The sequence below is a fragment of the Mucilaginibacter sp. A5337 genome (genome assembly GCF_059690695.1).
Map to the genome: position 1 here is coordinate 52,810 of NZ_JCAWEC010000006.1, position 26,719 is coordinate 79,528.

General features: G+C 42.8%; 19 protein-coding genes. 10 read left to right on the forward strand and 9 right to left on the reverse strand.

What is annotated here, in order from left to right; translation table 11 throughout:
• Positions 1–116: 116 nt before the first annotated feature.
• Positions 117–1,937, forward strand: coding sequence for a patatin-like phospholipase family protein (locus tag AC59JO_RS20530; RefSeq protein ID WP_497307631.1), 1,821 nt, complete (start codon positions 117–119; stop codon positions 1,935–1,937).
• Positions 1,938–2,254: 317 nt separating this feature from the next.
• Here AC59JO_RS20530 and AC59JO_RS20535 read toward each other — a convergent pair whose 3' ends face one another.
• The 4 genes from AC59JO_RS20535 to AC59JO_RS20550 all read right to left on the reverse strand — a co-directional run bounded on the left by AC59JO_RS20535 (position 2,255) and on the right by AC59JO_RS20550 (position 8,124).
• Entirely contained in the window at positions 2,255–5,989 is a 3,735-nt protein-coding gene (locus AC59JO_RS20535) for a sensor histidine kinase (RefSeq protein ID WP_497307633.1), read from the reverse strand.
• 83 nt (positions 5,990–6,072) lie between these two features.
• Positions 6,073–6,960 (reverse strand): ACP S-malonyltransferase, encoded by an 888-nt coding sequence (gene fabD, locus AC59JO_RS20540; RefSeq protein ID WP_413670812.1) that lies wholly within the window; start codon positions 6,958–6,960, stop codon positions 6,073–6,075.
• 96 nt (positions 6,961–7,056) lie between these two features.
• Entirely contained in the window at positions 7,057–7,698 is a 642-nt protein-coding gene (gene folE, locus AC59JO_RS20545; RefSeq protein WP_413670811.1) for a GTP cyclohydrolase I FolE, read from the reverse strand.
• 9 nt (positions 7,699–7,707) lie between these two features.
• Positions 7,708–8,124, reverse strand: coding sequence for a 6-pyruvoyl trahydropterin synthase family protein (locus tag AC59JO_RS20550; RefSeq protein WP_090534603.1), 417 nt, complete (start codon positions 8,122–8,124; stop codon positions 7,708–7,710).
• 76 nt (positions 8,125–8,200) lie between these two features.
• On the opposite strand from AC59JO_RS20550, the gene mqnB reads away from it, so the two are divergent.
• Both mqnB and AC59JO_RS20560 read left to right on the forward strand, forming a co-directional pair.
• Positions 8,201–8,821 carry a futalosine hydrolase gene (gene mqnB, locus AC59JO_RS20555; RefSeq protein WP_497307636.1) on the forward strand — a complete coding sequence of 207 codons (621 nt, stop codon included), beginning with the start codon at positions 8,201–8,203 and terminating at the stop codon, positions 8,819–8,821.
• A gap of 12 nt (positions 8,822–8,833) precedes the next feature.
• A complete protein-coding gene (locus AC59JO_RS20560; protein WP_413670808.1) occupies positions 8,834–9,736 on the forward strand; it encodes a menaquinone biosynthesis family protein in 903 nt (300 codons plus the stop codon).
• 86 nt (positions 9,737–9,822) lie between these two features.
• Here AC59JO_RS20560 and hflX read toward each other — a convergent pair whose 3' ends face one another.
• Positions 9,823–11,007 carry a GTPase HflX gene (hflX, locus tag AC59JO_RS20565; protein ID WP_413670807.1) on the reverse strand — a complete coding sequence of 395 codons (1,185 nt, stop codon included), beginning with the start codon at positions 11,005–11,007 and terminating at the stop codon, positions 9,823–9,825.
• Positions 11,008–11,488: 481 nt separating this feature from the next.
• Between hflX and AC59JO_RS20570 the strand changes: the two genes are divergently transcribed.
• Genes AC59JO_RS20570 through ruvC form a run of 4 tightly spaced genes read left to right on the forward strand, consistent with a single transcriptional unit; the run spans position 11,489 to position 16,625 of the window.
• Positions 11,489–13,414, forward strand: coding sequence for a DUF3857 domain-containing protein (locus AC59JO_RS20570; protein WP_413670806.1), 1,926 nt, complete (start codon positions 11,489–11,491; stop codon positions 13,412–13,414).
• Complete coding sequence (locus AC59JO_RS20575; protein WP_497307639.1) at positions 13,411–15,366, forward strand: DUF3857 domain-containing protein; 1,956 nt, start codon at positions 13,411–13,413, stop codon at positions 15,364–15,366. Before AC59JO_RS20570 ends, AC59JO_RS20575 begins: the two co-directional genes overlap by 4 nt.
• Positions 15,367–15,377: 11 nt before the next feature.
• Complete coding sequence (gene aat / locus AC59JO_RS20580; RefSeq protein WP_413670804.1) at positions 15,378–16,016, forward strand: leucyl/phenylalanyl-tRNA--protein transferase; 639 nt, start codon at positions 15,378–15,380, stop codon at positions 16,014–16,016.
• Positions 16,017–16,034: 18 nt separating this feature from the next.
• Entirely contained in the window at positions 16,035–16,625 is a 591-nt protein-coding gene (ruvC, locus tag AC59JO_RS20585; protein ID WP_497307641.1) for a crossover junction endodeoxyribonuclease RuvC, read from the forward strand.
• A gap of 281 nt (positions 16,626–16,906) precedes the next feature.
• On the opposite strand, the gene AC59JO_RS20590 is transcribed toward ruvC, so the two are convergent.
• Both AC59JO_RS20590 and AC59JO_RS20595 read right to left on the reverse strand, forming a co-directional pair.
• Positions 16,907–19,246 (reverse strand): glycoside hydrolase family 3 protein, encoded by a 2,340-nt coding sequence (locus AC59JO_RS20590; RefSeq protein WP_497307643.1) that lies wholly within the window; start codon positions 19,244–19,246, stop codon positions 16,907–16,909.
• Positions 19,247–19,311: 65 nt separating this feature from the next.
• The gene (locus tag AC59JO_RS20595; RefSeq protein WP_497307645.1) at positions 19,312–21,690 is read right to left on the reverse strand and encodes a glycoside hydrolase family 3 C-terminal domain-containing protein; all 2,379 of its coding nucleotides are present in this window, start codon (positions 21,688–21,690) and stop codon (positions 19,312–19,314) included.
• Between the two features lie 331 nt (positions 21,691–22,021).
• Between AC59JO_RS20595 and AC59JO_RS20600 the strand changes: the two genes are divergently transcribed.
• Positions 22,022–22,144, forward strand: a complete 123-nt coding sequence (locus AC59JO_RS20600) for a hypothetical protein (RefSeq protein ID WP_497307647.1) — start codon at positions 22,022–22,024, stop codon at positions 22,142–22,144.
• Positions 22,145–22,151: 7 nt separating this feature from the next.
• Here AC59JO_RS20600 and recO read toward each other — a convergent pair whose 3' ends face one another.
• Positions 22,152–22,877 (reverse strand): DNA repair protein RecO, encoded by a 726-nt coding sequence (recO, locus tag AC59JO_RS20605; RefSeq protein WP_497307649.1) that lies wholly within the window; start codon positions 22,875–22,877, stop codon positions 22,152–22,154.
• Positions 22,867–23,238, reverse strand: a complete 372-nt coding sequence (locus AC59JO_RS20610) for a diacylglycerol kinase family protein (RefSeq protein WP_413670799.1) — start codon at positions 23,236–23,238, stop codon at positions 22,867–22,869. The genes recO and AC59JO_RS20610 overlap by 11 nt, the downstream gene beginning before the upstream one ends.
• A gap of 397 nt (positions 23,239–23,635) precedes the next feature.
• On the opposite strand from AC59JO_RS20610, the gene AC59JO_RS20615 reads away from it, so the two are divergent.
• Complete coding sequence (locus AC59JO_RS20615) at positions 23,636–25,975, forward strand: efflux RND transporter permease subunit (protein WP_497307651.1); 2,340 nt, start codon at positions 23,636–23,638, stop codon at positions 25,973–25,975.
• A 114-nt stretch (positions 25,976–26,089) separates the two neighbouring features.
• On the forward strand, positions 26,090–26,575 hold the full coding sequence (locus AC59JO_RS20620; protein WP_413670797.1) for a hypothetical protein: 486 nt from the start codon (positions 26,090–26,092) through the stop codon (positions 26,573–26,575).
• Positions 26,576–26,719 lie beyond the last annotated feature (144 nt).

Consider the following 26,719-nt stretch of genomic DNA (forward strand, 5'->3'; position numbering starts at 1 on the left):
CAGAAAATTTCGGCGCGATCATATCCGGCATAACACAAAAAAATAAATAATTTATTTTTATATATTAATATACTAATTTTCAATAAATTAACACAATGAATACCTAAACCCATTTTATGAAAAATATTGCATTGGCCATGTCTGGCGGAGGGTACCGGGCAGCGGCATTTTCTCTTGGTGCTTTATCTTATCTGAACAATACCGGGTATGATAATAGCACCCTGTTACAAAACGTAACGTTCATGAGTTCAACATCTGGCGGCAGTATTACCAATATTGCCTACAGTGCAGGAGTATGCCGGGGCGATTCTTTTTCAACCATCTATCATCGGCTATTAAATGCTATCGACGGCGAAAAAGTAATTAAAAGGGCCTTTGAGATCCTTAATCATGACGCTGCCTGGCAAACCCGACCAGATAAAAGCCGGAACCTGATCAATGCCTTTTCCATGGCCTATGACGAATTACTTTATCCCGATCAATATTTTAAGCTGTATACTGATCACCTGGGTAAAACACATCTTGAAGAGATCTGCGTAAATTCTACCGAATTTGCCAACGGGTTAAGTTTTCGCTTTCAATCCCAGCACCCGACCCTTAATAACGGGAAGGTTGGTAACGGCTATATTTATTTCAATGATCTGGATGCGGCCTGGCGTTTAAAGCTGTCGGATATCCTGGCAAGCTCCTCTTGTTTTCCCGGTGGTTTTGAGCCGCTGATCTTCCCGGAAGATTTTACCCATGCCGGCCTCAAACCAGAAGAGCTAAATGAGGCAATAAACTTCAAGAACAATCCTTTTACTACCGATGAAAAACCAGACGACATTTTTGGGGACGACGATTTCAAAGACAATCCCAAGCGTTTCGGCCTGATGGACGGTGGTATTGCCGATAACCAGGCCATCGACAGCATCCTGCTTGCCAACCAGCGCCGCAAGGAAAAATCCCGTCCTCCGTTTGATCTGTTGCTGATCACCGATGTAACGAGCTACTTGATTGACAGCTATACCCTTCCACTGGAAAAAAAGAGCATCCCCGGCAAAGCCACGATTAACGGTATTACCTGGTCGCTGTTTATCCTGGGCCTCCTGTTTCCTATAATGATCCTGATATCCCTCTTTGCAGGCTGGCACCGGTGGATGTACCTGCTTTTTATTCCATCATTACTGGCACTGGTAAGCTGGCTTGCCATTCAGGTCAGACTCCTGATAACCCGTATAAGTGCCAACCGCGAACGATCGACCTGGAGCCTGATGCTGCTAAGTTATGCGGAATATTTTTTAAAACTCCGCCTGAGTGCCCTTATCCAGATGCTTACTGCCCGCTTAAAATCAGTGTTGATGATCACCTCTGATATTTACCTCAAACAAATCAGGGCGCATTATTATAGCCAGCTTTATGCCGATCCGGCAACGCATTACCTGGTTGTCAGCAACGCTATCTATGACCTGAGCATGGTAAAGCAAAAAGCCGCAATCGTAATTCCTGTTATACAGCAGAAAACAACCAATCCGGATGATGAAGCCGCCGAACAGCAACTTGATAAAGGGGCCCCACCTTCGGCTGCGCTGATCGGTATTGCAGAAAAAGCCCGAATGATGGCTACTACCCTCTGGTTCGATAAATATCAGCGTAAAGACAATAGCAAAGCAGCCGTTGTGGCAACCGGCCAGTTTACAACCTGCTATAATTTATTGAAGCACCTTTATGCAAAACAACAGCGTGTGAAATTGCAGGACATTAAGCAACCGGCAACAGAGCCAACGGAAACATGGACTACCGCCGATACACAACTTAAAGTAACCATGGAAGCCGACTGGAAGAGGTTTAATGAAGACCCTTTTTGGCTTTATAACCAGGAAGGCACTTCCGAGCCCGGTTTCAGGCCCTTAATGGCTGTAGCTGAAAAACAACGGTTTAAAGTGATCAATAAGTAGTTACGATCATACCCCCTCCCGGCCTACCGTGTACCCACATCTTTTAATTATTATGATGAATTAAAAGAAGATATCATTTCAATGAACCTGCTGGGGAACGTGCGGATGGTGAGGAGAAATCTTATACATCCGGCTCTAAACTATGTAAAGCGACTTAACAGGGTGTATAAGATTTCTCTTTCGCTCCAATGCTTAGCCCTGCCCATGCTCTATCGAAATAATATTTTTTATTTAAAACTTATGGTTACACAGCAGCCCTCCGACGGTTTTTCCCCGGTGGCCAAATGAAATCGAAACAAACATCTTATTATTTGCCTTTAAGCAGCCGGTAAGCTCAAATAAAATGTGGTGCCTATGCCCATTGTTGTTTCAAACCATATTTTGCCATTGGCATTTTCGATGGAGTTTTTGATGAATGCCAAACCTAAACCTGTTCCGGAACTTTTGGTGGTAAAGTTTGGCTCAAAGATCTTTTCGCGCATGTCTTCGGGGATCCCGTTCCCATTATCTTTAATAGTGAGCAGTATGTTTTTGCTGGTTACCAGGAAATTAATATCTATGATACATTTCCTATCAGGAGGGGTAGCTTCAATAGCATTTTTTAACAGGTTGTTAAAACAGCGCAACAACTGATCGCGATCGGCATTGATAGTAAAAGTGCTTTCGGGCTGCTGGTAAGTAATCTGCACGTTATCCATTTGCTTGAAAATGGTAACCGCCTGGTTCAGCACATCAAAAATATTGAGCTGCTCAATGCGGGTATCGGGCATTTTGGCAAATGCCGAAAACTCTGAAGCTATTGACGACAGGCTTTCAATCTGCTCAACAAATGATTTGCTGAAACGTTCAAACTTCTGATCAAACCTAGGGTCTTTATCTTTCCACGACTTATCAAGCAGTTGCAAGCCCAGTTTTAAAGGCGTTAGCGGATTTTTAATTTCATGAGCAACCTGCTTGGCCATTTCGCGCCAGGCGCTTTCACGTTCAGATTGCGCCAGGCGCTGCGCACTGTTCTCCAACGCCGATATCATTTTATTATACTCTTTAACCAATGCCCCGATCTCATCATCGCGCGACCATTTAATATGCTCGTTCTTTTTACCGTAGATGGTTTTGCTGAGACTTTGCTGTATAAAGTTTAACGGCGCAGTTATCTGCCGGGCTATAATGATAGCAAACAAGCCTATGGCAATGAATACTATAGCGTAAACATTTATCATTACGTTAAGTAACGAGCTTATGCGCTCACGGTAATCCGTTTCATTACTAAAGTAAGGCAGTTGGATATAGGCTACGGTTTTGTTTGATGATGTAAGTGTTATTGGGGCATAGGCAGCTTTATAACTCAACTCGCCTATTTTTTCGTCGTTTACAAATTCGGTTTTTTGCAGTTTACTCAAAAAGATAAATGCACGGGCGTTCATCCGTTTAGCTACCAGGCCGTTTTCATAAATTTTGGGCTGCGTGGTTAACAGAGGAACGCCATTGGTATCAAACACGGTAAGGTCGGTTGCGTAAGTATTAGCAAGCTCATTAAAATGAACCTGGCTCTCTTCATTAATATGCTCAACGTATTGGGTAAAAAGACCGTTTTCAAATGCCGATGCGATACGGGTTATTTTATCCCTGATCATTTTTTCCTGCTGGGTGTGGTACTGGTTACTGATGGATAAAAAGGTAATAAAACCAACAAGCACCAAGGTAACTACCACGGCCAGTATCATCGAGATCTGGATGCGGGTTTTGTACAACACCTTGTCAAAATTTATCCTGAAGTTTATCTTTAGCCCATCTTCGGCGATATTAAAAATCTTGATGCGGGCCCATGACCATTTTAAAGTGATAATAACCGCACTGAATATCAGTATTACAACTAAAAAGAAGGTAAGCGAGGTAACAGCATAATAAAGTGAGTTTTCCTCCCGGCTAACAACAATCAGGTTCCTTTCGCTGGGCTTATATACCAGGTGATTGTATGTTGTAAAGCTTTCGTACCAGGCGGTGCTGTGGTTTTTGGTGGTTTTTTCAGTGTATTTTTTTAGCTCTCCTTTAAATTCACTGTTATCAAGCGAATAAACGTAAGTACCGCGCTGGCTCAGCAGTTTATTATCGCTGTAAAAAGCATATGAGTAATCTTTAAAATCATCTTCGGGGCTTATGTTACCATCAATAAGCAGTTCGGGAAAAGTACCGGATACTTGAAGCGGCTTGGATTTGAGCTCAATTACAATGGTGCCCAATTGCTTATTACTGGTATTTACCGGCAATATTGCAAAATAATTCTGATAGCCAAACGATTCATTTTCGCGGTAAAAATAGTCGGATACCTTAAACGAACTGTATAGTACCAGATCTTTAAATACACTCAGCGAATAATTTTTATCGGCCGATGTAGGTTCTTCATTAGCATCAAATTCATGAACCTTAAACTCGTACTTTGACAAGTACCCATCAAAATAAAGCTTTTGAAAACGGGTTTTAAGGTAATCGCCATTGTGCAGACCGTTGGTAAAATAGCGTACTATGGCAGTATCAGTTATGATTTGATTTTCTACCTTCTTAAAAATGTAATCGGCAGTAGCATCATCCGGAATCTCCAGTTTTTGTACCAGCGCTTTCCTGGTTTCATGCTCTTTTAAATCTTCAAAATGATTAAGCTTAATAGCTGCTATCAGGGCGCAAACAAATACAATCCCTAAAAACGAGGTGGCAAAAAGTTGCTCTTTATAGTATATGAAGTTATAGGCCCTTATCAATACCAGCAACGCCCATAACAGGTAAAACAGTGTAAATTCGTGGTAATAGGTAAATACAACTGTGGTTATGGCAATTCCAAACAAAAACAGGAACAACTGGTGGGTGCGGGGAACATTAAGCTTCAGGCATATGGTTAAAACAATTTCATTAAGCAGGTAAAATATCAAAAAGCTAAAGCACAGCATCAGCACTCCCAGCAAGCTGAACCCGGTTAAACTGAGTACATTATTTACATCAAAATTGATTTTTGAGTTAATAACCAGCCCATAAAACAAACTTAATAATGAAGTTGAAACCACTATAAGAGTTAAAACAGAGACGACAACTATAGTGTAGCCTGTTGTTTTACTTTGCACATTATTTAAAAACCGGCGCCGTTGCCTGTACACAAAGGTTATAAACCAAAAAATAACCAGGATATTGATGCAAAAATCGCCCAGCGAAGGATAAACCAAACTTGAGCCATAAAATATGGGATTGAAAATACTGAGCTTATATGTAAAATCGGGCAGGTTATAATGCAGGTTAACAAACCTGAACAATACAATGTACAAAGCCAGGAAAATGATGGATAGCACTACATACCCTTTTGCTGCTACATAATTGCAGATATTATGCATCAGGATACAAAGCGTAAGGGCCGTCAGGATCCAAAATGAAAGTTCATAGTAAACAAAATCATTATTGGCACCATTATTTTTAAGCTTTACCGAAAACAGGTAATCATTATCACTGCTATGAACTTCGTAAACGTTAATATCCGTAAAATCAGCTATATCGATGTTATCATCGTCCAGCAGATCTTTAGCAAATTTGTTTTGGAGGTATTTGTTCTGGAAGGCATAATTGATTTTTACCGGTATAAAGAAGATAACGGAAAAATCCCCCTCACTTTTCCGGAACGTTTCATAATACCCATTAGGTTGCTGAATAAATGAGTAGCCCTCCTTAATGGTATTTGTACTATCGGGCAACACTTTTATTCCGCTCCAAAAGCTTAATTTGTTGTTGGTTAGGGTTATAAACCAGATACCGTTTTGGGTGGTAAAATCTTCAATAGCATTAATAGCATCCTGCTCATTATTGCGCAGGTTCATCATCTTATTAAAACGCCCCGTGCCGTTAAGCTGCTTATTTATAAAAGTTTCCTTGTTATGGAGATTATTTTCAAGCACCCGGGCAGACTGCACAAGACTGTTCACCGGCGTGTACGTTTTTTGTACAATAATGGCCGTAAGCAGCAAACTAAGCCCTAAAAGGGCAAGCAATAGGCGTATTTTTCCGGATGTAGTCAAGATATTGCTATACTATGGATTTTTTGATTAATACAAGCCTATAACAAAAATAAAAGCCACATGTTGTATGTGGCTTTTAAAAATTATTGCGGTAATGAAGCGCTTGCTGTTATCACGGTTTTATCAACCTTTTTAACAAGCCCCTGCAGCACGTTACCCGGCCCTACTTCGGTAAATGAGGTAGCACCGTCTTCAAGCATATGCATTACGGTTTGGGTCCATCTAACGGCGCCGGTTAACTGGGCTATCAGGTTTTTCTTGATCAACTCAGGATCGGTATATGGTTTGGCATCTATATTTTGATAGATAGGGCATACCGGCGATTTGATTTCGGTAGCCACAATAGCGGCTTCCAGTTCAACCCTTGCCGCTTCCATCAACGGAGAGTGGAATGCGCCACCTACTTTAAGTTTTAAAGCTCGTTTAGCTCCGGCTTCGGTCATCTTAATACAAGCCTCATCAATACCGGCAATTGAGCCTGATATTACCAGTTGTCCCGGGCAATTGTAATTAGCAGGAACAACTACTTCACTTATACGCTCACAAATATCTTCTACAGTAAAATCATCCAGTCCTAAAATAGCTGCCATGGTTGATGGCTGTATTTCACAGGCTTTCTGCATGGCATTAGCACGTGCGGCTACTAAACGTAAACCATCCTCAAATGATAAAGCACCTGCGGCAACCAGGGCCGAAAATTCGCCTAATGAATGGCCTGCAACCATTTCCGGTTGAAAGTCATCGCCCAAAACTGTAGCCAAAATAGTTGAGTGTAAATAGATAGCAGGCTGGGTAACGTTAGTTTGCACTAAATCTTCGGCAGTCCCTTCAAACATTACATCGGTAATGCGGAAACCTAAAATTTCGTTAGCCTTTTCAAACAGCTCACGCGCTTTTTCTGACTGGTCGTACAGGTCCTTGCCCATACCTACAAACTGGGCACCCTGGCCCGGGAAAATATATGCTTTCATTTTGCCCCCTAACCCCCTAAAGGGGGAATATTGTTTTAGTGGTTTATAAATATAATCATTAGCTCCTTACTCCCCCTTTAGGGGGCCGGGGGGCTCTTAACTTAATTTCGAACTTATCAAATTCAAAAACTCAGTCCTGGTTTTCTCTTTCAGGAACTCACCGGTAAAGGCCGATGTTGTGGTTACCGAATTTTGTTTTTGTACGCCACGCATGCTCATACACAAGTGACGGCATTCAATTACCACGCCAACGCCTATCGGGTTCAGGGTTTGCTGAATGCAATCGCGAATTTCGTTGGTTAAACGTTCCTGCACCTGAAGCCGGCGGGCAAACACATCAACCACTCGGGGAATCTTGCTTAAACCCACTACATGCCCGTTAGGGATGTAGGCCACGTGTGCTTTGCCAAAGAAGGGCAGCATGTGGTGCTCGCACATGGAATATACTTCAATGTCTTTCACCACCACCATCTGGCTGTAATCTTCCTTAAACTTGGCCGAGTTCAGGATCTCTTCGGCATTAAGCTCGTAACCGTGGGTTAGGTAAAGCATCGCTTTGGCCACACGCTCGGGAGTTTTCAATAAACCTTCGCGTTCGGCATCTTCGCCTATTTGCTTTAATACGTTGTGATAGTTCCCCTTTAAACTATCAATCCGCTCCTGGTTGTAACGATCTATTTTGATGTATCCGCCGAAATCGTCATCGTCGGTATCCTGGCTAAATTGTGAATCGCTCATTTTATAAAATTAACCGCCAAAATACTCGGCAGAATTATTTTCGGTTTCGTACAGCTTTACCGAGTGCAAAAATACACCCTCGTAAGCTTCAATAGGTCCTTTTAACTGGTTAAAGATCTCAATGCAGAGCAATTCGGTCGACGCCATTTTACCTGCCATAAAATCAACATCTTTATTAATGTTTTTATGGTCAAGCTTTTCAATAACATACTCATTGATAATTATCTTCAGCTCTTTTAAGTCGATAAGATAGCCTGTGGCGTGCGTGACCTCGCCCTTTACAGTTACAAATAGGTTGTAATTGTGACCATGCCAGTTGGGGTTTGCGCATTTGCCAAACACCTCAAAGTTTTTTTCAGCGCTCCATTCCTCACGGTACATCCGGTGAGCGGCATTAAAATGTTCCTTGCGCGTTATATGTATCATCATAACAAAAGTGGGTGCAAATATACAAAACAAAAACAGGTGAGTTGTTTTATATTAGCCGTCAAAATAATGCAATATGCTTATACTCATTGTTGCAGCTACCAAATTTGAAGTTGAGCCATTGGCCAATGCTTTTGGCGGCAAGGTTGATGTACTGATAACCGGCGCGGGCATGGTGCCAACAGCCTTTGGCATGGCCAGGCAACTCAGCAATCATACTTATGACCTGGCGATTAACCTTGGCATTGCAGGCAGTTTCGACCGTAATTTTAATTTAGGAGATGTATTGGAAATTACCGAAGATACCTTTGCCGAACTTGGAGCACAGGATGATGAGGATTTTATCCCTATCAATACTCTCGGTTTCGGCGAAAGCGTTTTTACCCCAACAACATCACTTGACCAGGTTTATCCTAACTTCTTTCTGAAAAAAGCAAAAGCTATTACTGTTAATACGGTCCATGGCCATGAACCAGCTATCCAAAAAATACAGCAATGGTTAAATCCGCAACTGGAAAGTATGGAAGGCGCGGCCTTCTTTTACGCCTGTCGGCAGATGAACATACCGGGCATGCAAATCAGGGCAGTGTCAAATTATGTGGAGAAACGTAACCGGGAGGCCTGGAACATTGGGCTGGCCATTAAAAATCTGAATACATTTGCCATCGACCTGGTGAGCCAGATCATTAACAGTTAATCTACTACCCGCATGAAACTAACGCTCGGATTTTCGCCCTGCCCTAACGATACTTTTATTTTTGACGCCCTCATCCACCATAAAATTGATACCGAAGGCCTGGAGTTTGAAGTATTTTATGATGACGTGGAAACGCTTAACCAAAAGGCTTTCCGCGGCGAGCTTGATATTACCAAGTTAAGCTACCATGCTTTTGCTTACGTCACTGATAAATATGTACTGCTTGATTCGGGGAGTGCATTAGGGTTTGGTGTAGGCCCCATGCTCATTTTTAATCCACCGATAACTCGTTTTATAAATGATGGGGATAAGGAAGTATTCAAGGGAGAATCCGGCACCAGCGAAAAAGTTGATCTGGTCCCCATTGTTTCAAAATCCAAAATTGGGATTCCAGGAAAATATACAACCGCCAATTTCTTACTAAGTCTTGCTTTTCCGGACGCCAATGATAAAACAGAAATTGTTTTTTCTGAAATAGAAAACTCTGTGCTAAACGGAACCATTGATTTTGGATTGATCATCCACGAAAACAGGTTTACTTATCAGGACAGGGGGCTGGCCAAATTAATCGATCTTGGTGACTATTGGGAAAAACGTACCGGCTGCGCTATACCCCTCGGCGGCATTGTAGCTAACCGCAATTTACCACAGGATGTTCAGCATAAAATAAACCGGGTGTTACGCAAATCGGTTGAGTTTGCTTTTGCCAATCCAAAATCGGGCTTAGAGTTTATTAAACAGCACGCCCAGGAAATGAGCGAGGAGGTGATGTACAAGCACATTGAGCTTTATGTAAACCAGTACTCAGTTGAGTTGGGCGAAGAAGGTCGTAAAGCTATTAACCTGATGTTTGATACTGCTTTAGAAAAAGGTATTATACCGGAGATAAAATATAGGATATTTTTGACTGATTAAGATGACAGCAGAATTTAATCTGCTATAAAAAACAAAAAGGACACACTTCAAAAATGCGTCCTTTTCTTATTTTATCCCATCAATTATCAATACAATAAAGCATCATACGGATACCGTTCAGTATGTATAGCTTTCACTTCTTTATACAACAATGCCCTAAACTCTTCCACATTTTCTTTTTTAGTTGCCGAGATAAATATAGCAGGAGCATTATTTTTAGCCATCCAGCTTTGTTTAAAATCTTCCAGCGTTAATGGTTCTTCTTGCTGTGGTAGCAAGTGTTCTTCGGGTTTAAATGCATCTATCTTATTAAATACAGTAATGATACGTTTATCAATCGCACCTATATCTTTCAGGGTTTCGTTAACGGTACGGATCTGATCTTCAAAATTAGGGTGTGAAATATCCACCACATGGATCAGGATATCCGCTTCACGGGTTTCATCAAGTGTTGATTTAAAACACTCAACCAAATGGTGAGGCAGCTTACGGATAAACCCTACCGTGTCCGACATCAGGAAGGGCAGGTTTTCTATCACAACTTTCCTTACCGTGGTATCCAGTGTAGCAAACAGCTTATTCTCCGCAAACACCTCCGATTTGGCTATCATGTTCATGATAGTTGATTTACCCACGTTGGTATAACCCACCAGTGCCGTACGCACCAGTTGATGGCGGTTTTTACGCTGGGTTTCATTCTGTTTATCTATCTGCCTCAGCTTTTCCTTTAATAACGATATTTTATTCAGAATCAAACGGCGGTCTGTTTCAATTTGCGACTCACCCGGGCCACGCATCCCGATTCCACCTTTCTGACGTTCTAAGTGGGTCCAGAGGCGCGTAAGGCGGGGCAGCAGGTATTGCAATTGGGCCAATTCAACCTGGGTTTTGGCCTGGGCTGTTTGGGCACGACTCGCAAAAATATCCAGGATAAGGTTATTCCGATCAAGGATCTTTACCTGTAGTTCATTCTCAATATTACGCAGTTGCGAGGGCGACAGGCCATCGTCAAAAATAACTATATCAATTTCTTCTTCTTTAACGTATGCTTTAATGTCTTCCAGTTTACCGGAGCCAACAAAAGTTGCCCTGTCCGGGCGCTGTAGTTTTTGGGTGAAATGGGTAACTGTTAATGCACCAGCAGTGCTTGCCAGAAACTCCAGCTCTTCAAGGTGCTCCTTCTCTATTTCGTCGGTTTCATTTGGAGTTATTACACCAACAAGTACAGCTTTTTCCTGCTTCACAGCAGTATCATAAAATTTTTGCTTCATTAATTACAGTATATCAATCAAAGTGCCAATTAAATAAATGTACGTAAACAGCAGTATGAAATGAAATTTTAATGTCAAAATAACATGGTACCGGCTAATTAGTGACATAGATTACATTTTTAGTAAATAGATAAAATGGCTAAAAAATTTCGCTTTTAAATATCCCGGCAATTGTTATTTTTGGTTTGATTAAACCTCATCACGATGAACAGGCCCTTAATGCTGTTTAAATCAGCGCTATTCAGGTTACCGGCTAAAGCCTCAGAAGCCGAAACACAACTTCAATTTTTTTCATTTTACAACTTGAACTTATCGGCACCGGAACGATTACGTATAATTCTGCAACCCGAATGTCCTGAGTAAAATAAAGATAATCTAACGGGCAAAACACCTCGAACATTCAACAAGCATTAAGGATTAATGCTCTATTGACCTACACTCAAACCATCATAGTATAGTTAAACCCTTACAATTAATTTAAATGAATAAGTTATTAACCCTTATCGCAATAGGAGCCTTTGCAACTGCTGCACAAGCACAAGCTCCTGCTATCCCAACCACCAAGGCCTTTGGCAAAGTTGACAAAGCCGACATGGAAATGACAAAATGTGACTTTGAACCAGATGCAAATGCCGAGATACTTTTTGATAAGGGCGATGTATACTTTGACACCCAATACCAGATCATATTTGAACGGCACAAACGAATTAAAGTATTTAATGACCGCGGAAAAGATGCGGCCAACGTACGTATCGAATATCTGAGCTATAATAGATCACAATTTGTTACCGGCGTTGAAGCACAAACTATTAATCTTGAAAACGGCACTATTGTACCGGTGAAAGTCGAAAAGAAACAAATTTTTTCAGAAGAGGTAGATAAATTTCGTTCGGCAATAGTATTCTCATTTCCAAACGTAAAGCCAGGAAGTATTATTGAATTCAAATATCGTTTAACATCCACTAACATTGGCAACTTTCCTGACTGGTACTTTCAAAGCACCATACCAACCCGATATAGTGAGCTAAGCACCAATATACCGGATATTTTAACCTATAAAAATCTGCAAAACCTGCATTATCCATTTGTTGTTGATAAAACTTCTGGTTCCAACACTCACATACAGGCATTAATGAATATACCATCGGTTAAAGAAGAACCATATATGGGGGCGCTTAACGATAACATGGAGCGTATTCTTTTTCAGTTATTAAGTGTACGCTTAACATTCACCCATAGCTATGAGGATACCTGGACCAAGGTTGGCGAAAAGGTGCTGGAATGGGACGATTTTGGCACCCAGCTAAACCGCAAACTTACCGGCGAAGAAACGATTGCGGCCAAAGCCAAAACTTTCAAAACCAACGACGAAAAAATAGCCTATATTTTTAACGAAGTTAAAAATACTATGAAATGGAACGAAAACTATGGTAATTACACAATAGATGGCACAGTTAAAGCATGGGAGAAAAAAGTAGGTAATGCTACCGAAATCAATCTTATACTTTACCATTTGTTGAAAAAAACGGGTATAAACGTTTATCCTATGATGGTAAGCACCCGCAAACACGGGCGTGTAAACCCAGCATATCCAAACTCATACCAGTTTAACAGCACCATAGCTTACATACCGGTAGACAGCGCTAAATACTACGCGCTCGATGCCTCAAACAAATACAACATGTACAACCAAACACCTTCTAACTTTTTAAACTCGTTTGGCTTACTGCTCAACAAGGATGATAAAGTTTACGACATGACCTTTTTACAGCATGTTGAACCCGTGAGGCAGGTAGTACTTATAAATGCCGAAATTAAACCCACCGGTAAAATGACAGGGGCCGCCGACATAAGCAGCTTTGCCTACAACAGGATCAACGCAATTAAAAACTACAAAACAGACGGTGAAAAAAAATATATTGATGAGTTGCGCGGCGGTAACAACAATTTAACTATATCCTCACTAAAAGTAGAGGATATAGATATAGACTCTGTGCCTTTAAGGCAAAACGTAAACTTCAACCTCGACCTCGCCGGTTCGGACGAAAATTATATTTATTTTAACGCTAACCTGTTTACCAACCTTGATAAAAACCCGTTCCTGAACATGAGTCGTACCACTGATATTGATTTCGGTTATCGCGACAATTTTAATATCACCGGCATTTTTAAACTACCGGCAGGCTACAAGGTTGATGCCCTGCCTAAAAGCGTAAGCATGGTAATGCCCGATAAATCGGTAAGCTTTAAACGTATGGTTATCGAGCAGGACGGGCAGGTTATGGTGCGCCTTAATGTTGACCACCAGAAATCAATTTTCTTTAAAGAAGACTACGCTGAGTTTTTTGAGTTTTACAAAAAAATGTACGAGATGCTCAACGAATCGATAGTACTTAAAAAGTCATGATCAATATAATAAATAACCGATATTTTAACAGGTTACCGCTTGTTACGATAGTCCTCTTCCTGTTTGTTTTACATAGCTACGGGCAGGACAAAAAAATCCCGAAAGACTTTTACATTGCCTCAACCATCCCCGATTCGCTAAAAGAAGATGCTAACTCGGTGGTTAGATATTCGAAAGATGAGGTTACAGTAAAAGGCCCCGGCAAAATGATAACTGTTCATCACAGTATAATCACCATTTTAAATGAAAAGGCCGATGATGAGGCAATTTTGCAAATGGGCTACAATAAAAAATATGATAACTACTCGGACATCGAGATGAACATATACAACGCCGCGGGCCAGCAAATAAAACGTTACCATAAAAGCGATATGTATGATGGTTCGGCAGCAAATGATGAAACCATGGTTACCAACGAACGTTTCCTGGCTGTAAGACATGCGATTGCTACCTACCCAACAACCGTAGAGATCAAATATGAAGAAACCGAGAACAGCTTCATAAGCCTTGGCAGCTGGTACCTGCAGGATGGGATGGAACAATCTGTACAAAATAAAATATACAAAGTTATGGTAAACCCATCAATGGGCTTTCGCTATAAAAACAGCAACACCAGTATCAAACCTTTAAAAACCGATACAAATAACTTGCAAACCTACACGTGGCAGGTGCAAAACCTTAAAGCCATAAAAAAAGAAGAGCGGGTATTGGCTTGGAACTTTATGCCCCGGGTAACCTTTGCCGCCAATAGCTTTGACTGCTACGGTTACTCCGGCGATTTTACCAGTTGGCAAGCTTTTGGTAAATGGATAAAATCATTAAATGACGACGTTTGCACCCTCAGCCCCGAACGTGTGGTGCAAATCAAAAAAATGACCGATACTATTAAAACCGATAAAGAAAAAGCCCGGTTCCTTTACAATTACATGCAAAAAAACACCCGCTATGTAAGTATCCAGCTTGGCATTGGCGGATATAAGCCGTTTGCCGCATCATTTGTGGACGAGAAAAAATATGGCGATTGTAAGGCTTTATCAAATTACATGCGCGCCTTGCTTAAAGCTGTAGATATTCCATCAAACTATGCCATCATAAGGGCAGGTTATAATGCAGAACCTGCCGACTATAATTTCCCGGCAAACTCATTTAATCATGCCATTTTGTGCGTTCCTTTTAAAAATGATACCACCTGGCTTGAGTGTACCAGTACAACCGCGCAATTTGGCAAACTTGGCCCCTTTACCGAAAACCGCAACGCCTTATTAATAACTGATGACGGGGGGAAGCTGGTAAATACCCCTCGCAGCACCAAGGAAGATAATGTACTCGATAGCCAGGTACACGTGGTGCTTGATGCCGAAGGCGGCGCCAAGGTGAATATTAAATTTGCAAGCACCGGCGAGTACCGCAGCATTTTTGTTGACAGGCTACCGTATTATAAAGAGGAAGATCAAAAGGAGTACCTTCTTAAGCAGTTTGATATAAAACAACCAGCCGCTTTTGATTACATACCGGCGGATGATAACAACGGAATTAAACATGTAAGTATTGCTATGGATTATGATAAGTTTTGCGATGTAACCACAGGTAACAAACTATTCTATCGTCCGCTTGGTTTTATGCTTTGGGACCTTACTTTACCTGCTGAGCAAAAACGTAAAAACACATATTATTTCAATTCGCCGGTTTCAAAAACATGCGTAACAACTATAGACCTGCCGGCGGGTTTTGAAGTTGAAACCTTGCCAACAAATCAAAGCTTAGAATTCAGTTATGGCACTTATGATGTTAAATATACTTACGATGCTGCCAAAAACCAGATCATCAGCACCGCCAAGTTTAACTTAACCAATCATGTAATCCCTGCTGCCAAATACACCGAGATGCAGGTTTATATGGATGCGATAGCCAAAGCCCAAAATAAAAAGCTGGTGATCCGCCGTAAAGCATAAATTTGCGCCTGATGATATTCAGGCTCGACGAACATTTAATATTTCCAAAGCCCGATCTGGCCGAACCAGACGGGCTTTTGGCTGTTGGCGGCGACCTGAGCACCGAGCGCTTGTTGCTGGCCTATCGAAACGGCATTTTCCCCTGGTATAGTGATGATACCCCGATCCTGTGGTATTCGCCCCATGAGCGTTTTGTATTATATCCCGACGAGTTAAAAGTATCCAAATCCATGCGGCAAGTGTTACGGTCGGACAAATTGAGGGTTACGGTTGATACCTGTTTTAATGAGGTTATAACAGCCTGTTCAACCGCTCCGCGTGAGGGACAGGACGGCACCTGGATAGTGCCTGATATGATAGCTGCCTATAACCGCCTGCACCAGGAAGGTTATGCACACTCTGTTGAGGTATGGCTGGATGATAAGCTGGTCGGCGGCCTTTACGGCGTACACGTTGGTGGCGTTTTTTGCGGCGAAAGTATGTTTAGCCGGGTTAGCAATGCCTCAAAAACCGCGCTCATTTATCTGTGCAATACCGGGCTTTATAAGCTTGTCGACTGTCAGGTACATACTGACCACCTCGAATCGATGGGAGCCAGGATGATATCCCGGGAAGAATACATGGATGTTTTGCTAAATAATTTAGTTTGATTAATTACCTTTGAGCCTATGCAGCAGGCGGTAAATTTAAAGGAGAGAATCATTTTAGGCATCGACCCGGGAACAGCGGTTATGGGTTACGGCCTGCTTAAGGAAACCGGTCCTAAAATTGAGCTGCTGGCTATGGGGGTAGTAAAAATGCCTACCACCGACGATCATATGCTTAAGCTGCAGCGCATCTTCGAAAAAACGGTTGCCCTCATCGATAACTACCACCCCGATTGCCTGGCTATCGAGGCTCCCTTTTATGGTAAAAATATACAGGTGATGCTTAAATTGGGTCGTGCACAGGGCATGGCGATAGCCGCAGCATTATCGCGTAATGTAGAGATCACCGAATATGCTCCCCGTAAAATCAAACAATCCATAACCGGTAACGGCAGCGCTACCAAAGAACAGGTTGCAGCCATGCTGCAAAGCCTGTTAAAATTCAAAGAAACTCCCGATTTTTTGGATGCTACCGATGGTTTGGCGGTTGCCGTTTGTCATTCATTTCAACGGATCCCAACGGGCTCGGGTATTGGTAAGGCAGGTTCTAAAAAATCTTATTCCGGCTGGGATACTTTTGTAAAGGATAATGCCAAACGGGTTGTGAAATAAAATTGCCCGTCAACGTAGAGACGCATAATTGCGTCTCCCGCTTGCAAGCTACGATAGATCATCATACGGCATGTCCTACGGGAGACGCAATTATGCGCCTCTACATCAAAATACTGCATGTTAATCCTGCTGCTACCGCAAGCGTCCTCGCTTGTGGCCCGCGTTTAATGAGCAAACCGCTTGCATAACTCAACATGATGCCCACAAGCGAGGACGCTTGCGGTAGCGATGAAACGCAAATATGCGTCTCTACGTTAAAAATATTTTTTTAAACAACCTGCTTACGGCTTCACCACACTCTTCACATACTTATCCACGCGCCCGTCTTTAATAACGCCCTTCCAGTTTAAGCCGAAACCAAAATCATATTTATTACCCTGTTCATCAACATAGCATTTCATATCATGCGGTACATCTTCAAATTGAGCTTCAACGGCTTTCATATCAACAGGCATCTGTAACGGCAATAATGCCGATGGTTCGGCTTTACCGGTCATGATATCAAGCGAGGCCTGACCTTGCACACCAAAATCAACAACAATGGCGTTGGCATCCTTTTCAAATTCGGCAAACACCATCGGGTTACTCACATTAACAGATACAATAACCGGCTTGCCTTTCATTTTGGCATAGGTATCGGTAACCATAGCTAAATCAGTAACATTAATAGCCGTGCTTGATTTGCCCTTGTATGTCCGGTTGGTAAATTTCTCCAATGGATCGCCGCCTGCTATGCTGGTTGCACGGGCGTCGGTAGCCGTGTACGCACCATATTGCAGGTTAACCGGCACATAACCTGTTCCTCCGTTTTTAGCGTCGGCGCTGTTGTAACCGCCGCCGCTGTTGGGGCTGGCAATAAATACTAATGCATAATCGGCCTCATCAGGATTGTCGGTCACTTTAAAATATTTTTTAACCGTTTCCATATTTACAGGATATTCCAGCTTTTCGGGTGTTTCCATCCCTAAAAAGTTTCTGCCTGCTGGTGTAAATTTCTTTGGCACATACACCGTTTTGCCGCTTTGCAAAGGCAAAATATTAGCCTTGTTTTTCAGCATCACTATCGATTTAAGCTGCGCCTGGTAACCGGCATCCATAAACTCAGGCTTACCCACAACTTGTTTGGAAACTTCAGGTTCCAGGTAAGGGTTTTCGAACAAGCCAGTCCTGAAAATATTGCGCAGCAGCCTCACTGCCGACTGCTCAAATCTTGCCCGCATAAATGCTTCACCATGCTCTTTTACGCCAATCTGGTAGGCCTCAGTAACCGGGGCCACCTCGTTATTACCTCCAAACTGGTCAACACCGGCCATCAGCACTTTGTAATGACGCTGTGCAATAGAAAGCCCTTCAACACCCCATGATTTGCCCGAAAGGAACGAATCAACCGTGGTTTCATCGCCGGTAACCAGCCAATCGGTACATACCACGCCATCATATTTATATTTTTTGCGAAGCAGGTCGTTAATGATATAGGAGTTATAGTTATTGGCTACGTTTTCGTGGTTTTTGGGATCCTGGTTATAGGAAATGGTATAATAAGGCATCACCGCCGCGGCCATACCGGTTTTACCTTGCAGCTTAAATGCACCCTCGGTAAAAGGGATCAGGTGTTGTTTAAAATTATTACCCGGATAAACGGCGTATTTGCCATAAGCATAATGCGCATCACGCCCACCCTCTCCGGCACCACCGCCTGGCCAGTGCTTCACCATAGCATTTACACTGTTGTAACCCCAGCCATTCTTTATTTCCTTTTCAGCTTCTGAAGTCTGGAATCCATCAATATAGGCGCGGGCCATATCGGCAGCTAATTGCGGGTCCTCGCCAAAAGTACCGCTTACACGCGCCCAGCGCGGATCCGTAGCGATATCAACCTGCGGCGAAAGCGCCGTTGAAATACCCAAGGCCCTGTATTCCTGTGCAGCTATATGGCCGAAGTTTTTTACCACTTCAGGATCAAAAGTCGCGGCCAATCCGAGCGATCCCGGCCACATAGAAATAGCCCCTCCTGCACCGGCATTATATTCGGCGGTAGCCACGGTACCATGCCGCGGATCAGAACTGTTATTGTTGGGAATACCCAAACCCAGTCCTTCCACAAAAGCCTGGGCATTGTTATTCCATTGTGCGGCTATTTCCGGGCTTTGCACCGACGTTACCAGTACATGCCTTACATTATCCTTAGCTAAAAATTGTTTTTGCTGATCGGAAAGATCAGAAGCTTTAGCACCACTTTCGGCAAAAACCTTGTTATTATAAGTCCCCGCGAATGGACCACCCGCTGCCGCCGGGATAGGCTGGTGACGGCTGTACAGCATCAGCCCTGCTATTTGCTCAACGCTCATTTTTGAGGCGAGGTCTTTAGCGCGTTCATCAACCGGCAGGCGCCAGTCTTCATATTTATCAAGCTTGCCGTTCCTGTTCAGGTCTTTAAAAGCAAGTCCATCAACAGTTAATATTTTTACGCCGGATGTGGTGGAGTAACCTAAGTTTTGTCCGCCCGCATTGGTTACAAAAGCAATATCGCCTGCTTTTCTTTCTGTCCACTTAGTTTGCGCGACAGCTGCGGTTGCGGGCAGCAGGGCCAGCAGGGTTATCAGTTTAATTGGTTTGGCCATGATCATTCATGATTCGGGTTAAAGAAAAAAAGCCCCTGCAAAAAAATTGCAGAGGCCGGTTGGTTTTACTTTAGTTTCAGTTCGTTTATAGTTTGTTCGGGTACCAGCGCCTTGTTTACTTTTTCAACAGTGATATCTTTAGCGAGGCTAAAAGATGCTGTTTTTTCAATTTTGCGCGATGATGAACCTATTTTCACCTTATAGCTTCCTTCATCGGCTATCCAGGCCTGCCTGTCGGTATAAAACGAGGCCAGGTCTGCTGCTTTAATGGTAAACGTTAACGTTTGCGATTGGCCCGGTGCCAATAGTTTGGTTTTGCCGAAAGCTTTCAGCTCATCCTCTGGTTTGTCCAGATCCTTTTTAGGGGCAGCAAGGTATAACTGCACAACTTCTTTACCTGCAACTTCTCCGGTATTTTTAACAGTCACAGTAGCGGTGATCACGTTTTTGAAAACCTTTGCGCTTAATTTCAGATCGCTGAACTTAAAATTGGTGTACGACAAGCCGTAGCCAAACTCATAAGCCGGGGTAACTTTAGCGGCATCGTAATAACGGTAGCCCACATAAATACCCTCTTCATAAATAACCTGGGTAGGCTTGCCTTCGGGCGTACCAGGGAAATTATTTGCCGATGGCACGTCTTTATAATCGGCAGGGAAAGTGGTTGCCAGTTTACCTGATGGGTTTACTTTACCGCTCAGCACATCGGCAATAGCATTACCGGCTTCCAGTCCAGGCTGCCAGGCTAATAAGATCCCGTCAACCTTATCGCGCCAGGAGGTAACATCAACGACACCACCTACGTTAAGTACAACAATTACCTTTTTGCCTTTTGCATGAAAAGCGTTGGCAACACCGCTGATCAATCCTTTTTCAGCATCGTTCAAATAATAATCGCTTTCCAGTTTGCGGTCGGCGCCTTCACCTGCGTTACGGCCTATCGTGATCAGCGCTTCATCAGCACCATTTGCTTCATCGGCCACAATGGCGTTCACATCCATTTCGGGGATTGGTGCCGGGTGATCGAAGAAGTTTTTAGGTTTTGGCTGTTTGGCCTTCATATCTGTAAGATATGCTTTGTAATTATTTGAAAGCGTTTCCTTCAGCTTAAAGTTGGCATTAGCAAGGCCCTGCATTAATGAAATAGTGTATGCCTTATTCACGTCGCCACTTCCGGTACCTCCTGCAATAATATCATATGAAGTATTACCGAAAACAGCTATCCTTTTACCCGCACCAAAAGGTAGCGCATGATCGTCATTTTTTAGAAGTACCATACCCTGGGCCGCAGCTTCACGGGCCACAGCGGCATGAGCCACCAGGTCCGGTGCATCCGAGTATTTATATTTTTTAAAGGTAGGCGATTGTATAATCACGTTCAGGATGCGCTCCACATTGGCATCAAGCTGTTGTGCACTAAGCTTACCGCTTTTTACCGCAGCTACTATATCTTCAGATTGGGTTGGGTTACCTGGCATCAGCAGGTCGTTGCCGGCTTTCATCTGCGCTACGGCATCTTTGCCGCCAAACCAATCGGTCATGACAAAACCCTTAAAGCCCCATTCTTTTTTAAGAATGGTAGTAAGCAGGTCTCTCCTTTCGGATGTAAAAGTGCCGTTCAGTTTATTATATGACGACATCACCGTCCATGGCTGCGCTTTTTTTACCGCTAATTCAAAACCACGCAGGTATATTTCACGCATGGCACGCTCACTTACAATAGTATTGATAGAGTTACGGTTGGTTTCCTGGTTATTAGCAGCATAATGCTTAATAGAAGTACCCACCCCGTTTGATTCGATACCATTAACAATGGCAGCGGTCATGCTGCCGGCAACCAGCGGATCTTCAGAATAATATTCAAAATTACGGCCACCAAGTGGGTTACGGTGAATGTTCATACCGGGCGCAAGCAAAATATCAACACCATACTCGCGCACCTCGTTACCAAAGGCAATACCTACCTTGTTTACAAGTTGTGTATCCCAGGTTGAGGCCAATAAAGTAGCCACCGGGAAAGCCGTAGCGTAATATGTTTTTGATTTATCACCATTGCGGATAGGTTCTATCCTCAACCCAGCCGGACCATCAGACACCGTAATTGACGGAATGCCTAAACGGGCAATAGCATGGGTGCGACCGGCAGCTCCGGGCACTTTTTCGGGAATATTATAAGCATCCGGATCAGAAGGCGGCAATTTAAAACCGCCGATATCAATTGGCTCGTTCTTTTTATCCTTTGAAGGAGGGGGCACTCCAGGCATCTTAAAACCCATTCCCACAACAAGCTTCGATTTTTCTTCGAGTGTCATGGCAGCAACAATCTGCTTTACGTTTGTTGCGCTTAATTGTGGTGCGGGGCTTTTGCTTTGGGCCTGTACTGCCTGGTGGATGCCACCGGCAAATAAAACACCCGCTAAAGCAACGTGTAATTTGTAGCTCATTCTCATGTTTAAAAAATAAATAGGTTAAAGGGGCTGATTGGCTATAATGACCGTTGTGAAATCACACTCTTTGTGTCATTATTACACAATAGTAAAAATTAAGTTTTACAATAGCAAGTTTTATCGATGAAAGGATAAAGAATATGGATGGAGGGGGGCAATAAAGCTATGGGTTAGAAAACTATATTCTGGCTCGGGTATGCAGGGAGAGGCTGAGTGCTTTGGGGTACTCGTGACTTTTCTGCAAATTCCAAATTGGCTAAAAAGTTACGAGTACGCCACGCTTTGCCCGGCGCTGCATACTCGCGACGGTTGTGTGAGCCACGAAGTAATGACATCTTTTAATCTTGTTCAGGGCGTTACCTCCGGCCCGCGCTATCCGCTCATACGCCTGCAGGCATTGCGCTCACGGCCGGTATCCGCTACTATCGCTAACGCAAAAGCATTACAATAAAATTACGCTACGCCAACACCTCTTCCAGCACATCGGCCGATTTGATGTTGCCGAAACCTTCTATATGCATGGCATAATATTCCAAAAGCTTTTGTACCAGGTATCGGCGTTCATCATTGCTCAGCTTAAGCAGCTGCATGTCTTCAAAGCCGGTTTGCAACACTAATCCAAAGTTTTGGGTATGCGGGGGCGACAGGTATGAAACACTTTCGGGTTTGTATCGAGTAAACTGCCCGTTTTTTATGTCGAAATAATCGGCTTCACCAGCCATGTAGCGATCGGGGTAAAAACCGAGATAGCGGGTTAGGCGGGTTAAAAATACCAGGTGAAAGTTAGCCACGCTTTCGGTTTGATGATCGAGCCACTCAATAGCGCTGAAAATAAAATCGAACAGGTTTTCATCAGGCGATTGCTGCTTTATCGCTTTATACAACACCTCGTTTAAAAATATAGCTATGCAACTTTTTATAACATCATAAGGAATATCAAGCAATACCGGTGCATTTTTTAGTTCGGAGATGCGCTGTACACTACCGGTATTTTTATGATAAACCACCAGATCAAGCAGGTGCAGGGGCTGCAGCATGTTCCTGCTAATCTTAGCTTTTGGCTTTTTAGCACCATTGATAATGTATGATTGTAGTCCAAACTTTTCGGTAAAGATCTGGACGATCACGCTGCTTTCGCCATAATCGGTAGCGCGGAATATGATGCCACGGGTTTTATGCAGCATATCTTTCTAACGCTAAAATGATCTTCGGTAAAAAGATAATGATCCCTGTTATCAGCGCAAATAGCGCAGCCACAACAACGGCACCGGCAGCCACATCTTTTACATGACCCGCTTTTTCATTATATGTAGGCGAAACGAGGTCGGTTAATGTTTCAATTGAAGTATTGAGCAGTTCGGCGATGAGCACAATAGCGATGCTGGCCATAAGCCAAAGCCATTCGGCGGTTGAGAGCTGAAAAAGGAAGCCAAGGATCAGGGCAATTGAACCCGCCACCAAATGGAACCTGAAATTGGGCTGAGTTTGAGCCGCATATCCTAAACCCTTAAACGCAAAACCAAAACTGCGCATCAACCTTTTCATGTTCAAAAATACAAAGTTTACGCACAAGTATGGATAGGTGTTATATTCGGGCTTACCTCGTTGTTGGTGTTGTCAACATAAGTGTTCAACTTTTAAAAAAATGGGTGTTCAACTTTTTTGTTCCAAAAAACATAAATAACTGACTATCAACAACAATCTGTTCAAATCATCAAAAACACCCAATTCAGCAAAACACAACTTGCTGATTATCAGTAATGTTCATTTCAAAAACAAGCGCAAGTGTTCACACCTAAAAAAATTGAACACTAATACGGTATACAAATCTTTTAACCAAAATGTAACGCATTACCCGTTAATTCTTTGTCACATTATCACTATCATTAATAGGCAGATAGCGCAATTTTCGTAGTTTTGCGCCTCTCTTATATCGTTAATAATGTTCTGGAAACATATAGCTTCTGCAATTCTTAAAAACAGGCTGATAATTTTTATTTGCGTTTTGGCGCTAAGCGCTTTTATGGGTTATGAAGCTTCGAAGGTAAAAATAACCTTCAATGGCGGCAAGGTACTTCCGGTTACCGATTCGGCATTTATCCGCTATGCAGAATTTAAGAAAACCTTTGGGCAGGATGCCTCATCGATGGTTATCGGTATTAAGTCGCCCAATATTTTTGATAAAGATGTTTTTAACGATTGGTACCAGATTGGCGAGCAACTAAAGAAAATAAAAGGGATTAAGGCCGTAATCTCGGCTGCCAATATCTATAATCTGCAAAAAGATACCCTTCAGCATAAATTTGTGCTCAAACCTTTGGTTAACGGCCCGCTGCAAACCAAAGCTGCTGTTGATAGTGTAAAGCAACAGCTTACATCCATGCCTTTTTATAAGGGACTAATTGTAAGTAATGATGGCCAAAGCACCCTGATGGCCATCACTTTTGATGATAAGATCATTAACACACCTTTCCGCGTACCTATTATTAAAAAGATAGATCAGCTTGGGCAGGCGTTTGAAAACAAGCATAATATCAAAGTACACTATTCTGGCTTACCGCTTATCCGTACCGTGGTTGGCGACCTGGTAGCCCACGAGTTTTCGTTATTTCTGAGCCTTTCGGTGGTTATTACTGCGCTTATCCTTTTGCTGTTTTTTCGCTCGGTATTTCCGGTTATTTTCCCGGTGCTGATCGTGATATTGGGTGTAATATTCAGTCTTGGCGTGTTGCAAATGATGCATTATGAGATGACACTTTTAACCGGCATCATCCCTCCGCTTATTGTGGTGATCGGGATCCCCAACTGTGTATTCATCCTCAATAAATATTTTCATGAGTATGGCATCGGCGGTAATAAAATGGCCGCTTTGGAGGTTGCCGTGGAGCGTGCCGGGATCACCACCTTTATAGCCAATGTTACCACGGCCATAGGCTTTGGCGTATTATGCTTTACCAACAGTGAGTTACTTACCCAGTTTGGCTTGATAGCTTCAATCGGGATCATGGGGACTTTCGCGCTGAGCCTTATATTAGTCCCCATCATTTTCAGTTTTCTGCCGGCACCAAAGGCAAGCCAAACCGGTATTAAAGACAGCAAGTTGATGGATGGTCTGCTGGCCACTTTAGATAAATTGGTGCATACCAAACGTAAAGCCATTTATTTAACTACCGCAATATTGGTTATTATCGCCATTGTTGGTATGGTGCGGATTAATATCAATGGATATGTGGTTGACGATCTGCCCCAAAGCAACAACACCCTGCATGATCTTAAATTTTTCGAATCGAATTTTAACGGGGTACTTCCTTTGGAAGTTAGTATCGATACCAAACGCAAAAACGGGGTAATGAATTTGGCCACTATCCGCAAGGTAGAGAAACTGGAAAAACTAATTTCTTCCTATCCGCAATTCAGCCGCTCGGTATCATTGATCCAGGTTTTGAAATTCAGCACACAGGCGTTTTATGGCGGCAGCCCGGAGTATTACCGCCTGCCCGACGGATTAGAGCAAAACTTTATCCTCAACTATGCAGGCAATTCGGGCAAAGGCACAAGCGGCTTACTGAAAACCTATCTCGACAGTACCCACCGCGTGACCCGTGTTACCTTCGAAATGGTTGATGCAGGTTCAAAAAAAATGAATACCGTACTGGCCGAATTACAGCCACGTATTGATTCTATTTTTAACCCGAAGAAATTTCATGTTGAACTTACCGGCTCGAGCATTATATTTATAAAGGGCACCAATTACCTGTTGAAAAACCTGTATGAAAGCCTGGCCTGGGCTATTGTGCTTATTGCAGGCGTAATGTGGATTCTTTTCAGGGGCATAAAAATGATTGCCATATCGTTGGTACCCAATATAATCCCTCTGGTTATAACCGCAGGCATTATGGGCTTTTTCGGCATTCCGCTTAAACCATCAACCATATTGATTTTCAGTATAGCGATGGGGATCTCGTCCGACCAAACTATTTACTTCATTACCCGTTACCGCCATGAGTTGCGCCACAGCAAAAAAGGCATATCGCAAATAGTTTCAGACACCATTCGCGAAACCGGGGTGAGCATGATCTTCATTGCCACTGTTTTGTTTTTTGGTTTCGGCATTTTCGCTATATCAAAATTTGGCGGCACCGTTGCCCTGGGTGTACTGTTATCTATTACCTTATTGGTAGCGATGATAAGCAATCTGACACTACTACCTGCATTTTTACTATCGCTTGAAGGCGGCGTTGACCGCGACAAGATCAAAGGCCCGGATATTGACGAAGCTTAAAGCCGAAGCCTATGAATATTTAAAAAAGGAAAACAGATCAATAACGCCCTCTTTAACTTACTGTTATATAAAGCTTATTATTACTTACAAATAAAAAGGTTGTATATTTATAATATGCCCAAAGAAGAAGTTGCCGATTTGCTTTTCTTTTTGAGAATGTTTCCTTCCGAAGTGAGGGAGCGTGCCTTATGGCTGCGCGATTTTATATGGGATCTGTACCCTCAGGCCAACGAGCTCATTTATGACAATTACAATGCTTTGGCCGTGGGCTGGTCGCCTACCGAAAAAATGAGCCACATATTTTGCTCCTTTGCCCTGTACCGTGGGGGTAACTACAATACCCATTTTGGCTTTTACTGGGGCTCAGAACTTTCCGATCCGCAGAAACTCCTTATTGGCCAAGGTAAGCAGTACCGTTATTTGCTGGTGAACGATATTGAAACATTTCCGCAGCAGGAAGTAAAGAAACTGGTTGATGAGGCCTGGCAAAATTCGCTGGCAAAAGTTAAAGATGCTATGCAACTAAGCCATGGTAAAACCATTGTAAAAATGATATCTGACAATAAGCGCGAAAAAAAGCCCAAAGCGCCTAAGAAGTAACCCGATTAAAGTTTATAGATCTGCCAAAGCTTTTACTGGCTATAGCAATCCAGGCTCTTATGTCTAAAAGTCTTGATTCTCCCCCGCCTGCGTTTATCCCCTAAATACCTGCACTCATGTACTTTATCTTTTAACTGTATAATA

Excerpts from the sequence above, each read along its gene's own strand:
- AC59JO_RS20530 (WP_497307631.1), top strand. The coding sequence starts at position 117 with ATGAAAAATATTGCATTGGCCATGTCTGGCGGAGGGTACCGGGCAGCG.
- fabD (WP_413670812.1), bottom strand. The coding sequence starts at position 6,960 with ATGAAAGCATATATTTTCCCGGGCCAGGGTGCCCAGTTTGTAGGTATG.
- folE (WP_413670811.1), bottom strand. The coding sequence starts at position 7,698 with ATGAGCGATTCACAATTTAGCCAGGATACCGACGATGACGATTTCGGC.
- AC59JO_RS20550 (WP_090534603.1), bottom strand. The coding sequence starts at position 8,124 with ATGATACATATAACGCGCAAGGAACATTTTAATGCCGCTCACCGGATG.
- mqnB (WP_497307636.1), top strand. The coding sequence starts at position 8,201 with ATGCTTATACTCATTGTTGCAGCTACCAAATTTGAAGTTGAGCCATTG.
- AC59JO_RS20560 (WP_413670808.1), top strand. The coding sequence starts at position 8,834 with ATGAAACTAACGCTCGGATTTTCGCCCTGCCCTAACGATACTTTTATT.
- hflX (WP_413670807.1), bottom strand. The coding sequence starts at position 11,007 with ATGAAGCAAAAATTTTATGATACTGCTGTGAAGCAGGAAAAAGCTGTA.
- AC59JO_RS20570 (WP_413670806.1), top strand. The coding sequence starts at position 11,489 with ATGAATAAGTTATTAACCCTTATCGCAATAGGAGCCTTTGCAACTGCT.
- AC59JO_RS20575 (WP_497307639.1), top strand. The coding sequence starts at position 13,411 with ATGATCAATATAATAAATAACCGATATTTTAACAGGTTACCGCTTGTT.
- aat (WP_413670804.1), top strand. The coding sequence starts at position 15,378 with ATGATATTCAGGCTCGACGAACATTTAATATTTCCAAAGCCCGATCTG.
- ruvC (WP_497307641.1), top strand. The coding sequence starts at position 16,035 with ATGCAGCAGGCGGTAAATTTAAAGGAGAGAATCATTTTAGGCATCGAC.
- AC59JO_RS20590 (WP_497307643.1), bottom strand. The coding sequence starts at position 19,246 with ATGGCCAAACCAATTAAACTGATAACCCTGCTGGCCCTGCTGCCCGCA.
- AC59JO_RS20595 (WP_497307645.1), bottom strand. The coding sequence starts at position 21,690 with ATGAGCTACAAATTACACGTTGCTTTAGCGGGTGTTTTATTTGCCGGT.
- AC59JO_RS20600 (WP_497307647.1), top strand. The coding sequence starts at position 22,022 with ATGACATCTTTTAATCTTGTTCAGGGCGTTACCTCCGGCCCGCGCTAT.
- recO (WP_497307649.1), bottom strand. The coding sequence starts at position 22,877 with ATGCTGCATAAAACCCGTGGCATCATATTCCGCGCTACCGATTATGGC.
- AC59JO_RS20610 (WP_413670799.1), bottom strand. The coding sequence starts at position 23,238 with ATGAAAAGGTTGATGCGCAGTTTTGGTTTTGCGTTTAAGGGTTTAGGA.
- AC59JO_RS20615 (WP_497307651.1), top strand. The coding sequence starts at position 23,636 with ATGTTCTGGAAACATATAGCTTCTGCAATTCTTAAAAACAGGCTGATA.
- AC59JO_RS20620 (WP_413670797.1), top strand. The coding sequence starts at position 26,090 with ATGCCCAAAGAAGAAGTTGCCGATTTGCTTTTCTTTTTGAGAATGTTT.